The sequence below is a fragment of the Paenibacillus sp. MER 180 genome (genome assembly GCF_023713665.1).
Lineage (GTDB): Bacteria > Bacillota > Bacilli > Paenibacillales > Paenibacillaceae > Paenibacillus_B > Paenibacillus_B suaedae.
Genome location: NZ_JAMAVT010000012.1, coordinates 89,754 through 104,024, shown reverse-complemented (window position 1 = coordinate 104,024; position 14,271 = coordinate 89,754). Strand labels below are relative to the sequence as shown.

Below are 14,271 nucleotides of genomic sequence, written 5' to 3'. Positions count from 1 at the left end.
ACACGCTATACCGCCTCCTCTCCGACTTGGGAACGATAAATATCCTGATACACTTCACAGCTATCCAGCAGCTCTGCATGGGTACCTATGCCAACCACACATCCGTCATCAAGCACCATGATGCGATCCGCGTCCAGCACGGAACTGATTCGCTGGGCTACTATGAGGCAGGTCGTGCCCTCCAGCTGCTCTCGGAACGCCTTCTGCATGCGAGCCTCCGTACCCGTATCCACTGCACTTGTGCTATCATCCAGAATAAGTATGGACGGCCGCTTCAACAACGCTCGCGCAATGGACAGGCGTTGCTTCTGCCCACCGGACAGATTGACGCCTCGTTGTCCGATCATCGTGTCGTAACCTTCCGGCAGCTTCTGAATGAACTCAGCCGCTTGTGCAGCTTCGGCAGCTGCCTGCACTTCCTGATCGGAAGCTGCTGCATTCCCCCAGCGAATATTATCCCGAATTGTCCCGGAGAACAGGATCGATTCCTGAAGCACCATACCAACCCGCTGCCGCAGCTTGTGCAGTGGGATATGTCGAACATCTGTCCCACCCAACAGAATATGCCCTTCTGTTACATCATAAAATCGTGGAATTAAGTTCACCAGTGTGGATTTGCCTGCACCGGTGGAGCCAAGAATCGCAATCCGTTCCCCTGGCATCGCCGTGAAAGAAATCCGCTTCAGGACAGGCTGCCCTCCTCCACCTGTATAGCTGAAAGAAACTTGATCGAAGACAAGCTGGCCATATGCCTTAGAATAAGCTGTGGTGTGCTCCGCTGAATCCGTTGCTAGTTCTGATTCATGTTCTGTTAGATGTTCCATTGCATGCTCTGACCCATGCTCCACTTCCAGTCCAACGTTACGAACAGCAGCGATATCTGAAATATCCGTCTGTGTATTCAGCACTTCAGATATTCTGTCTGCAGACACCTTAGCCCGAGACAGCATCATAAGCATCATCCCCACCATCATAAGCGCGAACAGAATTTGCATCATATAGTTCGTAAAGGCGATGACTTCTCCCACCTGCATACTGCCGCCGTCTACCTTGATTCCACCGAACCATAGAACAGCTACAATACTGAAATTCATAACCAGCATCATAACAGGCATCATAAGCGCCATAATTCGAGCAGCCTTCACCGTTACTTCTGACAAGTCAGCGTTCCTCTTCTCAAATCGTTCCTGCTCATACGAAGAGCGAACAAACGCTTTAATAACACGGATGCCTGCTAAATTTTCGCGCACTACACCATTTAATCGATCGAGTTTGGTTTGGACGTTTTTGAATAGAGGAATACCTTTGCGGAAAATAAGAATAAGTGCCCCGAACAACAAAGGAACCGTTACAACGAATATAAGAGCCATCTGCGCGTTCAGCGCGAACGCCATCGCGATCCCTCCCATGAACAATAGCGGAAAGCGAGTCATCATGCGCAGCATCATCAACACGACGTTCTGCACCTGTACGACATCATTCGTTAAGCGCGTAATCAGAGAGGAAGTATGGAATTGATCCAACTTGTCGAAGGAAAAGGTCTGAATGTTCTTGAACATGGCCAAGCGGATATCTGCGCCAACATGCTGTGAAGCAATACTTGCAAAATAAACGCAGCCCATTCCACCCGCAATACCGACAAAGGCGATGCCGACCATCATGAGCCCTGTTCTTGCGATATATCCCATATCCCGATTCACTACACCATAATCTACAATATGGGACATCAGCGTCGGCTGCATCAGATCACATATGACCTCAACGAGCATGAGGAGCATCGCGCATAAAGCCGCTTTTCGATAAGGCAAGATATAAGCAAATAACTGTTTCATGAATACAGCGCACCTTTCACGTTAGTTTGGCAACTAATGATACAAACTGCAGGAGGGGACGGCTCGTAGCCTTATTGCAGAAACCCTTTAACAGCAAACAGCGGCTGCTATTCTATTCGCCTACCCTCTCTTCATCATGAGCAGACAGATTGTGATGCATATGCAGCAGGAAACGACGCAGCAGGATTTTCTCCTCCTCGCGGAATCCTTGGAAGCATTGCTGTTCCACTTCCTTCACAGCCTCCTGCACATGCCCTACGGCATCCTTGCCTCTTGGCAGCAAATATACGCGGGAAACCCGCAAGTCCTCCTCATCCGCACGGCGTTCGATGAGCCCCGCTTTCTCCAAACGATTCAGCATCACCGTAACCGTTGCTGGCTTAATCTTCGCCTTCTCCACTAATTCCTTCTGGCTCCGCCCATCTTGATCACTAAGCAGAAACAGCATCGGCAGCTGCCCAGGATGGATGCCCACATCCTGCACCTTCTTCATCATTTCATTGTTGTATGCCCGCACAACCTGTGACAGCAACACCTCTAACGAATCCAAATACGTATCTTCCATTGTCTATAAACTCCCATTCATTTATTTAGCCGACTACTTATTTTGTGACAGTAGTCTACCACAGAGCTGAATCGGATTCAAGCAGCAGACAACCCCCTCAACCGTACGTAACCTGCACAAAAAAAAGCATCTGCTCACGCAGACGCTCTCTTCCCGATTCCCGTATATCATCAACAGTCCTACATACTGCCTTATTTATGGCTAGCATGCAGATCATGCATGTTCTGATGAAGCTCCTTAATCATATGATTCATCAAATATTGCTCTTGTGAATTCAGTCCGTGCTGATTGTCCAGTGCAATGTATTGCTGGATATTCCGCTTTAACAGTTCATTTCGTCTATCTAACATTTGTTCGTAACTCAAACAGAAGTCACTCCTCGCTTGTTGTACGTGCACAATTTAAGCCTATTTAAGTATAAGGAGTAGACTCTTGTTAGAAAAATGTGGTGTTCCCTCTTCTTGCCGCATCTGACCGCAAGAAGCATCATCTTCATGAAACAGAACGGTTCGCTTGTAATAATGCTCGCTTTTACTCCCTGTTAGTCCCCTGCATCAAATATAAGCCCATTCTTCATCATTCGCCACCGGGATCAAGTGCCTCTGTTAGTCTTGCATAGATGCTTACAATCTCATCCAGCTTCATACGGACAAGTCCACTGGATGAAGGGGCGACGAACTCATATACGCCCTCTACAACCGGATCTGCCTGTACACCCCAATTGATGCCCGCACGCCCACTGTACTTCTCATACACACCCTTTCCGACAAAACATACGATCCTCGGCTTATACATCTCAATTTTCTGACGAAGCTGCTGGCGCCCTTCCGCATACTCCTCTGCCGTTATCTCCGCAGCCGCTCGAGTCGGACGGGCAACAATATTCGTAAATCCATAGCCTAATTCAATCAGATCGCCATCTTCCTCCGCCTGGAACAACCTCGGAGTCAGACCTGCTCGATAAATGATCTGCCAGAATCGATTGCGTGGATTCGCATAATGATGCCCCGTTGCCCCTGATCTCAAGCTTGGATTGAAACCAACGAACACAATACGCAGATGCGGGGCAAGATGATCGGGAATGAAATCCATCGACATGACCTCCTTCACTCATTTACAACATCATGAGAAATTAGAAAATTTCGCATATTTTTCGAAGTCGACTCACATAATAGAAGAGCGGCAACATGCGAAAACGCTCGTGAGCTGCATAACATTCGTTTTCACTGTACCGACTGCGCTTGCAGACATACTTGGAACTTGCCGAGTCAACCGTGAATAGAAGGGCTGTCCATAGGGGCAGTTCTTTTCATTCAGCCCGCGCTTTTATTTATCCCATCTCATCAGCGCGCACAAATAAAAGGAGGGTTCTACCATGTACTATGCAAAAAAACAACCCGAGCCAGTTCCCGAGGAGCAAACATCCATCTGGCAATGCAGTCAGGACGGCTGCTCCTGTTGGATGCGGGAGAACTTCACATTCGACGACACCCCCATTTGCCCGATCTGCCAGTCTACAATGGTTGAATCGTCGCGTATGCTCCCTACACTAACGAACAACACCAATTATGCCCACACGAAGTAGAATCGCTCAGCTTCGACGTCCGCGGCTGGCTTCATCCGTCTATGGACTGAGGCTGGCCGCATTTTTTTACAGCGAAAGGTCTGTGCGCTCACAATGAGACACAGACCTCTTATTTATTCTTATTATGTTCTAGCGCTTGTACTAACGAACAACGACTGCCGTACCGCTTACTGCAACCATCAACATGCCTTCTCGCACCACTTCATAATCCACGTCAATGCCGACAATTGCGTTGGCGCCAAGTCGTCTTGCCGCATCCTTCATTTCTTCCATCGCAATGACACGCGCTTCCTTCAATTTGCTCTCATATGCACCAGAGCGACCGCCTACTACATCACGCACAGAGGCAAGGAAGTCCCGTACGACGTTGGCGCCCATGATTGTCTCTCCCGTTACAATATCTATATATTCTACAATTTCTCTGCCTTGAATCGATGGTGTTGTCGTTACGATCATCATTTCATTCCTCCTAAGGGTAGGGTAACTTGAAGTTCTTCATACATTCACTGTTTTCTATAGTATCCAGTATACAACGAGCCATTCACAGTACCTATTGATTAATATGACAATCCACCCTCATTTACTTACATTTTTGCAACATGCATCTGTTGATGCCTCTTCTCTGTCCAATCAGATATCCAGACTACCTTGACAAGACTCTATTCATTTGGTTATATTTTACATGTAAATAATATATCGTAATTTCTTGCGACGGAAGCACCCGTAGGAATGGGCAATCATGCCCTTCTTGCGGGTTTTTTTGTTGTCCTGAAGTTAACGACCAAGAGGAGGTTTACAAATGAAACAGAGAGGTTGGCAAGTCTCAGCAGTACTGCTCGCCGCGTTGCTTCTACAGCCATTGCTATCCGCTGTATCGCATGCAGCAAACAAGGAATTATCCCCCACAGCGAAGAACGCATTGACGAAGATAGGTGATTCCGCTACCCCAACCCAAGCCAGCTCCATAGACTCCATGTACAGCGAGCTCATTTCCTTGCAAAATCAGAGCCTGCAACGAGACAACACCCTGAAGCAGGTGCAAGCAAAAAATAAAGAAAACCTGACTAATGTACGCAGTAAGCTTCAACACTGGGATACCGACAAGATTAATAAACTGGAAGCCTCTCTAAAGCAAACAAGACAACGCTACGAACCGCTATTCGCTTCATACCAGCTCCTGAACGATCAGCTATCCCGCATGGGCTCCAAAAAAGACGACAAAAAAGAAATACTGCGCAAGCAGCGCGATATTGTGAAGGCCGCAGTGCAATTAGCAAGAATGGACATTAAAACAAAGGTAGAAGCAGTAAAGAAGGCACGTGAGAGCAAATCGAAATTCGTAAAACGCGTACGTGATATTCTGGCAGGCATCAATACCGTGAATGCCCAAATGAAATCAGAACGAAGCACGGTTAGTGAGTTACAGAAACGCACTACGCCACTATGGTCATCGCTCAATCAAGCAATTAAGAAGGGAGACGCCAAAAGTTCACTTCAGTCGCTAACATCCCTCGTCTCCCTAATTCGTCAAATCGATCAGTCCAAAAAGAAGCTAGAGCAGCACGAGTCACGTATTACGGAAATTGTAAACAAAGCAAAAGGCACCTTCACTTCATGACATAATACAGGCTCTACGGTTCACGCCAACTGCAGATGGTCGCAAATAAAAATCCCCGGAGTTATCCGGGGATCATCATTCACATCCAGCTGCGACGTTGACTAGACGGAAGGGCGCAATCATTCTACCTCCAGCCGAGACCCTAATCGCCCTTCTACACTGACTGCTTATGCTGTTCTAAGGCAGCGTCTATGTGCCCTTCTTCATCAGAAGTATGCCGCGTGAAGCGTGCTTCAATTTTTTTGCTAATCAACAGAGACAGGCCTATAAATAGGACGACAAAAATAAGTTGCAGCGGATGATCAATAAATCGTTGTATATCGTGACCAATATAGGATACGGAGAATACCATGAGCGCCTTGCCAAAGAGAATCGCAATGAAGAAGGAGCGGATTCGCATGCGCGCAACAGCCGCGACCATATTAATAAGAACGAAGGGACCTACTGGGAAAATACTAAGCAAGAAGACATAACTGAATGCATTATGACGCACCCACAGCATGCTCTTCTTCACCTTCGGCTTCTCAGCCCAGCGAGCGAGCAACGGGTGGCCTGCTGCCTTGCGCACAATGAGGAACGTCAGCATGCAGCCGCTCACGATTCCAATCCATGAATAGAGAAATCCGAGCCACAACCCATATACTGCAGCATTCACACCTACAATAACGAGGGTAGGCAGCGGCGGGATAAAGGACTTCATGAACGTCAGTAATATGCCCGGCAGCGGCCCGAAGGAACGGAATTGCTCCAACAACGCCTTCAAATGCTCTTCGGTAAAATAAGAAGTTATCTCGGATAGTTCCATGTTGTACGTATCCACCAGCCTCTATATTTATCTGTCCGAAATGGCTCAATATGATTGCCATTGTCATACGAGAGGAAGCCGCCATAAGCTCGCTTCGAACAATAGCATAACATACTTCATCCCCGCTATACTGCCTCTACAACAAAAAAGATCGACAAATAAATGGCGTGGCTGCGAATATAACAAAAGCGAAGCAGAAACACAAAGAGCCGCCCCTGAGGACGGCTCTTTGCTATTCATACGGCATCCCTGCCGCATAAAATTAATAAATGCCCCAAACCTTAGGTCTGGGGCATTGTAATTTCGTGTCTTACAGCTTTACAACGTTCTCAGCTTGTGGTCCACGGTTGCCTTCAACTACGTTGAACTCAACGCGTTGGCCTTCGTCCAACGTTTTGAAGCCGTCGCCAGTGATTGCGGAGAAGTGTACGAATACATCGTTGCCGCCTTCAACTTCGATAAAACCGAAACCTTTTTCTGCGTTGAACCATTTAACTGTACCTGTTTGCATGAACAAATACCTCCTAAAATTTACATGACCTCTTATTTACATAAATAAATAAAATTCACATATTGGACAAGGTTATTCTAGCTTCAAAATAACCCTCTGCAATATGTGAATCAGGTCAAATTTGAATATAGTCATCTTACCACATGGTTACCCAAATAGCAATTCCTGTTTTTTAATTTGTTTTAATTTCCCGTTGTCCAAGTCTTCTCAGGCTCAGACAACGTCAGCGTATTCAACTAATTAACCACATCTACGTGCTCAACCTTCTTTATTGTCATGTACATTACGAATGCACCGATCAGTGCCAAGATGATCGGAACGATAATGATTGAATTCAGCGAGACTCCCCCATTATTCGAGCACACGATGGAAACAATGAGCAAGGAAGACATGATCGTCGTCGGTGTCGAATATTTTTTCATGCCGAAATATAGCGGAATGAGGCTCATAATGCTTGCAGCCATTGCATTCATGATCAACTTCAATGCCCCTCCCCCAATTATCGACAAAGTCAGGGGCTCTTGTATAATGGGTACAATTGCATTTGCTGTCAACAAGATCGCGTTAAGCACAATTTCAGACACAACAATATTGCTAAATGTGAAAATGGCGATAATGGCCAACTTGCTGAGGAGGATCTTTTTCCGACTTATTGGATACATAAATAGGATGTTTATTGTCTTTGATTTATATTCATCAATAATGAACCGAGATATCAATACTGCTGCAAAGACGATAAAGATCATTCGTACAAATGAATCCACACCCACAAAAAGGGCAGTGTAATCCGCGAAAACAACTTCTTCCATCATGTTAGGACTGTATAACATTAAGAATAAAATGGAAATCGTGACAATATTTGCAATAATCGCAATTCGAATATACCCTCCTATGTGATGCTTGCGGAGCTCCAAACCTATCAAATTACGCAACATGATCACCTCCATCCAACAAAGATAAAAAGTATTCCTCTAGAGAGCTGTTTTTCTTATGGATCGATTCTATTAAAATATCGTTCACGACCAGTTCCTTCGTCAGCATACCCTGCTGGATATTCGGATCATATACTCGAATTATGCGCTCGTCCATGACTCGTAGATTGTGTATGCCTAGTTTATCTTCGAGCAGGAACGCAGCTCGCGTGCAATCATTCGTCACAATCTCAATATATTCGCTATTTTTCATACGAACCTCGTCCATAGACACTTCTGCAATTAATCGACCATTATTAATGACACCAATCGTATCTGCAACTAGCTCAATTTCACCCAGCAGATGACTTGATATCAATATCGTTGTACCATATTGTCTGCTCAGCATAAGAAGCAAATCGCGTATTTCCTTAATCCCTATCGGATCCAGCCCATTAATAGGTTCATCCAATAGAAGCAGCTCCGGCTTCGTTGTGATCGCTCTGGCGATCCCTAGCCGCTGCTTCATTCCAAGCGAGAAATCTTTAACTGCTTTATCACCCACATGGTTGAGCTTCACCAGCTCCAATGCCTCATCTATGGCCTTCATGTTGTGATATCCCATGTACTCGCAGTGCAGCTCCATATTCTCTCGTGCCGACAGCTTGTCATAAAATACAGGGTATTCGATAATTGTCCCCATCCGAGCCAGCAGATGATACGACTTAGGGGCTAGCGCTTCCCCGAATACTTCAATTTGACCCATTGTAGGCTTAATTAAGTTCGTAATCATTTTCATAATTGTTGTCTTACCGGCCCCATTCGGACCCAAAAATCCATATATCTCTCCTTGGCGGATGTTCATATTCACATTCGAGACGACCTCTTTACCTTGGAACGTCTTCGTCAAATGATGTGTACGTAATAAATACGTCATGCCAGTATCTCCTCCCGCTCAATGCGTGCTTCCCGATGACTTTATTGTATGAGGCATTCCTCTCTAATTCCTTACTCAATCCTTACAAAAATCTTAAGCTCTAGTCGTTCTTCATCCTGTCTCACTCGACACACCGAGGTATTCCTGAAGCCGATTGCTAGATTATCTGTTCTACTCATTATCGTACGGGCATTGGAGCAATTCAATCCGTTATTTCCATCTGATAGCAATGAATAGTTATAAAGTTGGAGGCATATAGATTGATTATCTATTATCAGGTATGAATCGACTCTAGTAGGTTAATACTTGTAGTATGTATACAAACTAGTATTTTCTTATCATTGACAAATTGTTCCTCGTAACCTATATTGAGCTTGATAGTTCCCTATGCCTATGATTCAGTCATCTTCGCTTGAATAAGAAGTGTTATGATTGATCAATCTCATAGGGCACACTAATCGAAAGATTAGGCCGCAAAGCTTCGGAGTCTAACGGTCCTACGACCTATGATAGTCCAGCTGCAACTAACAATTCTGTTACTTGCAGCTGGACTTTTTTTATTTATGTGAAGTTCTGGCGGAATTAACTGTCCGTTGAGCTATATAAATAAGAATGAGGAGGCATGGACTCACTTCGGTAGGGGAGGAATAAAATGAAAAAATGAGGTGGCGAATTGAATGAAACGTAGAGTAAAGTTGGCCGTAACATGGCTGTGCGTATTTGCCGTGTTCTTCGGGTTTATTCCTCACACACTGCAAAGTGCAGATGCAGCCGCACGTGATCCAATTTGGCCAGAGCCAGGTGCTGTGAAATTAAGCAAGACAGCGAAGCCAACCGGAACGCCAGGAGAGTGGCAGATTACTCTGACCGCCGAAGGGAAGAACGTTGAAGCCGGTGACACCGATGTCGTACTTGTCTTAGACAAGTCAGACAGTATGAAAAACTACAAACGGTTAGACAATGCCAAAAAAGCAGCGGAGAAATTTGTAAACACACTGCTTTTGTCCAACGTCAAAACAAGAATTGCTCTTGTCACGTTTAGCACCAGCGCAGAGGACACATCATCCGGATTTCTTGGCCAGAATGACAAACAAAAGCTCCTGAACAATATTAAGGGTATCTCGGCTTCCGGAGGGACAAACATACAAGGCGCTCTCAACACAGCACATCAGTTACTAACTACAAAGAGTTCAGCTAAAAATAAATTTATTGTGCTGCTTAGTGACGGTGCGCCAACGTTCAGTTCTCCTGCAAAAAAAGCCGCTCCTTATTCATGGCCCAATAACAAGTATAACTTTGTACTTTCCAACTTTGACTACACCAAGACTATCGGTTCCGGCAACAGCTATGATTTATCCTCTGGCTTGTTCGGAGATCGATACAAGATAGATAACTATACGGTTAAGGACAATGGAATTCCTACGATATCTCAAGCCAAAACATCCAAGGATGCAGGAATCACCATTTATTCGATCGGGCTCGAGGTCGGCAGTGATGCTAACGCTGTATATGTATTAAAGAACAGCGCTTCAGCAAACAACTATTACCCGTCTGACAGCGCAGAGCTGGAGAAGGTCTTCTCTGAACTGGCAGGGAAAATTTCTTACGCGGCTGAAAATGCTATAGTCAAGGATCCGATGGGTGAAATGTTTAACCTTATTTTCAAAGGTAATGCACCTGTTGAAAAGCAAGACTATACAGCATCTCAAGGCACGGTGAAATGGGATTCAGTTTCGGAAACGTTTGTATGGGACGTTGGCAACATTGTAGAGGGAAGTCCGGCAACCCTGACATATACCATCAAAATGGACTCTTCTAAAAATCCGAGTGCTGATGTCAATTACCCGACAAACGGACGAACCACCATGGAATATACAGATGTGAATCATCAACGTACAACAAAAGATTTTGAAGTGCCTCAAGTCAGCTTCGGCAAAGGCTCCATTATTGTTAAAGGCTACAAGGTTAATGAACAAGGCGAGCCTATTAACGCAGACGGCAAGGTTGTCGAACGTGTGGATCTTGCAGAGCAGTTGTACAGCGAGTCTTTCACTGTCAATGGGAAGGATGCGCTGGATATAGGGCCGAAGTACAAGGTTCCTGCTCCGAAGCTTGATAACTATGTGTTGAAAAAGGGCACCGACCCTACAGAAGAAACGTTAACACTGCAGGAACCTAACAAAACAGTATGGTTCGGATATATGCTAGCTCCACAAAAGCTAACAATTAAGTATGTGGATAAGGACTCTGGCACATCCATCGCTGACGACGATACTTCGCTCTCCGGCACCGACGGACAGACGATTACGTTGAAGGCACTCGACATCCCGGGATACACGCCTGAAAACGCCGAAGTTCAATACACATTTAAGGCCAAGGACAACGAGTATACCTTCTTCTACAAGAAGACAGCACTCCCTATCACGATCAAGTTCGTCGATAAGGATACGGGCAAGTCCATCGCTAACGATGACACTTCTCATTCAGGTAAAATTGGCGAGTCCATTACGTTGAAAGCTCTGGATATCCCAGGCTACACGCCTGAGAAGGCGGAAGTAACCTATACTGTCAAAGCTGCGGACAACGTCGTTACCTTCTTCTACAAAAAGGCGGATCTCCCTATCACTACCAAGTATGTTGACAAAGATACGGGCAAGTCCATCGCTGACGACGACACTTCTCGCTCTGGCAAGATTGGCGAGTCCATTACGTTGAAAGCTATCGACATCCCGGGCTACACGCCTGAGAAGGAAGAAGTAACCTATACCGTCAAAGCTGCGGACAACGTCGTTACCTTCTTCTACAAGAAGACGGATCTCCCTATCACTATCAAGTTCGTCGACAAGGGTACGGGCAAGTCCATCGCTGACGATGACACTTCTGGCTCAGGTAAGATTGGCGAGTCTGTTACGTTGAAAGCTATCGACATCCCGGGCTACACGCCTGAGAAATCGGAAGTAACCTATACTGTCAAAGCTACAGACAACGTGGTTACCTTCTTCTACAAAGCGAACACTCGAAAAGTAATCATCAAACATGTCAGCAGTCTTACAAACAGAGAAATCGCTGACCGAACATCTGCACAAGGTGTCACTGGACAGACGATTACGTTGAAGGCGCTGAGCATTCCAGGCTTTACAGCTGACAAAGCTGAAGATAGCTATACATTCAAAGCCGAGGACAATGTATACACATTCTGGTATACGCCAAGCCAACAGACACTGACAGTGGAGTATTTGAGTAAAGAAACCAAAGAAACACTTGCAGATTCTGAAACTTATAACCGGCCTACCGGCACGAAGCTTGGGTTGGAAGCCAAGAAGATTCCTGGCTATACGCCTGAGGTAGAAAGAGAGCTTTACACATTCACAGATAAAAACGACACGTACAAATTCTTCTACACCGCGAATCCACAAAAAGTAACCATCCACTACATTGACCAAGACACCAAGCTTCCTATCGCAAATGATGCTTCGAAAGACGGAAAAACTGGAGAATCAATAACACTGACTGCATTAGAAGTTACAGGCTATACTCCAGTCAATCCGGAAGTCAAATACACGTTCACAGCTGAGGCTAACCAAGAGCACACCTTCTTCTACACCAAGAATGCTTCTATAGAACGTACTGTTCACGTCCACTATAAAGAGGCAGCTACTGGTGCAGTTCTGAAAGAATCCACTTCGACGAGCGGCAAGGTCGGAGAAACGGTTACGCTGAAGGCGGAAGATATTACGATTGATGGCGTAGTTTACGTTCCTGACTCCTATCAGCATGAATACACCATTACAGACCAAGAGGAACAATCCTATACCTTCACCTACACCAAGAAGGACGTTACTCCTCAAGAACGCACCGTACACGTCCACTATAAGGATGCAGCTACTGGCACAGTTCTGAAGGAATCCACTTCAACAAGCGGCAAGGTTGGGGCAACCATCACACTGAGAGCAGAAGATATTACAGTTGATGGTGTAATCTATGTGCCAGATTCCTACCAGCATGAATACACAGTCACTGAGCAAGCTGAACAATCCTATACGTTCTTCTACAGCAAAAAAGATCTGCCAACCTATTTCGTAACTGTTCATCACCTTGAAGAAGGCACTGACGCAGTGCTGCAGGAACCTACTACGGTCAGCGGCAAGTCTGGCGAAGTCGTTCATGTAACAGCTGAGCCAATCTCCGTAGCAGACGCTGTGTATCAGCCTTTAAAATTCAACCATGACATTACGATTAACGGAACTCCAGAGCAACAGTATACGATTTACTACAAAAAGGGTGATCCTGTAGAGGCATTGCTGCTGACGGTACTGCATCTGGATAAGGAGACTCTTGCACCGGTAGCAGAACCAACTTCGTTGAAAGGCAAAGCCGGAGAGCACATCACACTGAAGCCAACACCGCTTACAGTGACAGACGCTGTATATAATCCAGAACAGTCTACTTACAACTATGTCTTCACTGCAGATGCTTCACAGACGTTCACGATCCTCTACATCAAGAATCCAATCAGCAAGCCAGATCAGCAAGTAACGATTAAATATGTGGAGCAAGGAACAGGCAAGCAGCTCGTAAATCCAACGACGAAGAGCGGCAAAGCTGGGGAGAAGGTTGAACTTACGGCACTGTCCATATCGGGGTATACACCTGTTAAATCCACTGACACTTACACCTTCACTGATAAGGAAGGGCAAGAGTACATCTTCTATTACACGCAAAACTCAAGTGGCGGAGGCAGCAGCAGTGGCGGCAGCAGTTCCTATTATCCAAGCTCCAAGCCATTACCACCAGTTCCACCATTGCCACCGGTGCCGAAGTTAGAAACGCAATATCATTACAATTACATCAATGGATATCCGGATGGGGAAATCAAGCCGAAAAACCTGATCAGCCGCGAAGAAGTAGCTGCTATCTTCTATCGCCTAATGGAGAATACCACACGGGCCAACTTCTTGAAGGGAACCAACTCTTATAAAGATGTAGCCGAAAAGCGCTGGTCGAACAGACACATCTCCACGATGGAGAATGCAGGGATTGTCACTGGATACCCGGATGGCACTTTCCTGCCAGAAAAACCGATTACGAGAGCAGAGTTCGCCGCAATTGCTTCCAGATTCGATAAGCTGAATGAGCAGACGAATACACTGTTCTCCGATATCAGCGGTCATTGGGCAGAGAAATACATCGTATCCGCAGCAAACAAAGGCTGGATTAAGGGTTATCCAGATGGCAAGTTCAAGCCAAATCAGTACATCACTCGTGCCGAAGCAATGGCGTTCATCAACAGCGTGTTGAACCGCAAAGTGCACAATGATGATGTCCACAAAGACGCGAAGAAATGGCCGGATATCGCCCCTGCGGATTGGTACTATTCCGATGTGATGGAAGCAACGAACTACCATGACTACCACCGTAACAAGGATGAATTCGAATCGTGGGAGAAAGTAAACGCTGATGTCGTGTATCCATAATCGCGACTAAGCACGAATATGCAGCAAAGCGCC

The 14,271-nt window shown here is 45.8% G+C and carries 12 protein-coding genes and 1 riboswitch; of the genes, 3 read left to right on the top strand and 9 right to left on the bottom strand.

What is annotated here, in order from left to right; translation table 11 throughout:
• Positions 1–5: 5 nt before the first annotated feature.
• From M3661_RS19555 to mug, 4 genes are all read right to left on the bottom strand, one after another.
• Entirely contained in the window at positions 6–1,832 is a 1,827-nt protein-coding gene (locus M3661_RS19555) for an ABC transporter ATP-binding protein (protein WP_251487734.1), read from the bottom strand.
• Between the two features lie 112 nt (positions 1,833–1,944).
• Positions 1,945–2,397: a MarR family winged helix-turn-helix transcriptional regulator gene (locus tag M3661_RS19550; RefSeq protein ID WP_021255725.1), complete on the bottom strand. Its 453-nt coding sequence runs from the start codon at positions 2,395–2,397 to the stop codon at positions 1,945–1,947.
• Positions 2,398–2,588: 191 nt separating this feature from the next.
• On the bottom strand, positions 2,589–2,762 hold the full coding sequence (locus M3661_RS19545; protein WP_251487731.1) for a hypothetical protein: 174 nt from the start codon (positions 2,760–2,762) through the stop codon (positions 2,589–2,591).
• Positions 2,763–2,973: 211 nt separating this feature from the next.
• Positions 2,974–3,489: a G/U mismatch-specific DNA glycosylase gene (gene mug / locus M3661_RS19540; RefSeq protein WP_065292435.1), complete on the bottom strand. Its 516-nt coding sequence runs from the start codon at positions 3,487–3,489 to the stop codon at positions 2,974–2,976.
• Positions 3,490–3,772: 283 nt separating this feature from the next.
• On the opposite strand from mug, the gene M3661_RS19535 reads away from it, so the two are divergent.
• Positions 3,773–3,982: a cold-shock protein gene (locus tag M3661_RS19535; RefSeq protein ID WP_021255723.1), complete on the top strand. Its 210-nt coding sequence runs from the start codon at positions 3,773–3,775 to the stop codon at positions 3,980–3,982.
• 141 nt (positions 3,983–4,123) lie between these two features.
• Here M3661_RS19535 and M3661_RS19530 read toward each other — a convergent pair whose 3' ends face one another.
• Positions 4,124–4,438: a YbjQ family protein gene (locus M3661_RS19530; protein ID WP_021255722.1), complete on the bottom strand. Its 315-nt coding sequence runs from the start codon at positions 4,436–4,438 to the stop codon at positions 4,124–4,126.
• 343 nt (positions 4,439–4,781) lie between these two features.
• Between M3661_RS19530 and M3661_RS19525 the strand changes: the two genes are divergently transcribed.
• Positions 4,782–5,600: a hypothetical protein gene (locus tag M3661_RS19525; RefSeq protein WP_251487729.1), complete on the top strand. Its 819-nt coding sequence runs from the start codon at positions 4,782–4,784 to the stop codon at positions 5,598–5,600.
• Positions 5,601–5,754: 154 nt separating this feature from the next.
• Here M3661_RS19525 and M3661_RS19520 read toward each other — a convergent pair whose 3' ends face one another.
• The 4 genes from M3661_RS19520 to M3661_RS19505 all read right to left on the bottom strand — a co-directional run bounded on the left by M3661_RS19520 (position 5,755) and on the right by M3661_RS19505 (position 8,764).
• Positions 5,755–6,405 (bottom strand): TVP38/TMEM64 family protein, encoded by a 651-nt coding sequence (locus M3661_RS19520; protein WP_021255720.1) that lies wholly within the window; start codon positions 6,403–6,405, stop codon positions 5,755–5,757.
• Positions 6,406–6,715: 310 nt separating this feature from the next.
• Entirely contained in the window at positions 6,716–6,916 is a 201-nt protein-coding gene (locus tag M3661_RS19515; protein ID WP_005543633.1) for a cold-shock protein, read from the bottom strand.
• Positions 6,917–7,152: 236 nt separating this feature from the next.
• Complete coding sequence (locus tag M3661_RS19510) at positions 7,153–7,851, bottom strand: ABC transporter permease (RefSeq protein ID WP_251487727.1); 699 nt, start codon at positions 7,849–7,851, stop codon at positions 7,153–7,155.
• The gene (locus tag M3661_RS19505) at positions 7,841–8,764 is read right to left on the bottom strand and encodes an ABC transporter ATP-binding protein (RefSeq protein ID WP_251487725.1); all 924 of its coding nucleotides are present in this window, start codon (positions 8,762–8,764) and stop codon (positions 7,841–7,843) included. The genes M3661_RS19510 and M3661_RS19505 overlap by 11 nt, the downstream gene beginning before the upstream one ends.
• Positions 8,765–9,202: 438 nt before the next feature.
• A riboswitch (cyclic di-GMP riboswitch) is annotated at positions 9,203–9,290 on the top strand.
• Positions 9,291–9,441: 151 nt separating this feature from the next.
• Here M3661_RS19505 and M3661_RS19500 point away from each other — a divergent pair.
• Positions 9,442–14,238, top strand: a complete 4,797-nt coding sequence (locus tag M3661_RS19500) for a MucBP domain-containing protein (protein ID WP_251487723.1) — start codon at positions 9,442–9,444, stop codon at positions 14,236–14,238.
• The last annotated feature ends 33 nt before the right edge of the window (positions 14,239–14,271 follow it).

Bases quoted from the DNA above. Each gene is read 5' to 3' on its own strand.
- M3661_RS19555 (WP_251487734.1), bottom strand. From the start codon at position 1,832: ATGAAACAGTTATTTGCTTATATCTTGCCTTATCGAAAAGCGGCTTTA.
- M3661_RS19550 (WP_021255725.1), bottom strand. From the start codon at position 2,397: ATGGAAGATACGTATTTGGATTCGTTAGAGGTGTTGCTGTCACAGGTT.
- mug (WP_065292435.1), bottom strand. From the start codon at position 3,489: ATGGATTTCATTCCCGATCATCTTGCCCCGCATCTGCGTATTGTGTTC.
- M3661_RS19535 (WP_021255723.1), top strand. From the start codon at position 3,773: ATGTACTATGCAAAAAAACAACCCGAGCCAGTTCCCGAGGAGCAAACA.
- M3661_RS19530 (WP_021255722.1), bottom strand. From the start codon at position 4,438: ATGATCGTAACGACAACACCATCGATTCAAGGCAGAGAAATTGTAGAA.
- M3661_RS19525 (WP_251487729.1), top strand. From the start codon at position 4,782: ATGAAACAGAGAGGTTGGCAAGTCTCAGCAGTACTGCTCGCCGCGTTG.
- M3661_RS19520 (WP_021255720.1), bottom strand. From the start codon at position 6,405: ATGGAACTATCCGAGATAACTTCTTATTTTACCGAAGAGCATTTGAAG.
- M3661_RS19515 (WP_005543633.1), bottom strand. From the start codon at position 6,916: ATGCAAACAGGTACAGTTAAATGGTTCAACGCAGAAAAAGGTTTCGGT.
- M3661_RS19510 (WP_251487727.1), bottom strand. From the start codon at position 7,851: ATGTTGCGTAATTTGATAGGTTTGGAGCTCCGCAAGCATCACATAGGA.
- M3661_RS19505 (WP_251487725.1), bottom strand. From the start codon at position 8,764: ATGACGTATTTATTACGTACACATCATTTGACGAAGACGTTCCAAGGT.
- M3661_RS19500 (WP_251487723.1), top strand. From the start codon at position 9,442: ATGAAACGTAGAGTAAAGTTGGCCGTAACATGGCTGTGCGTATTTGCC.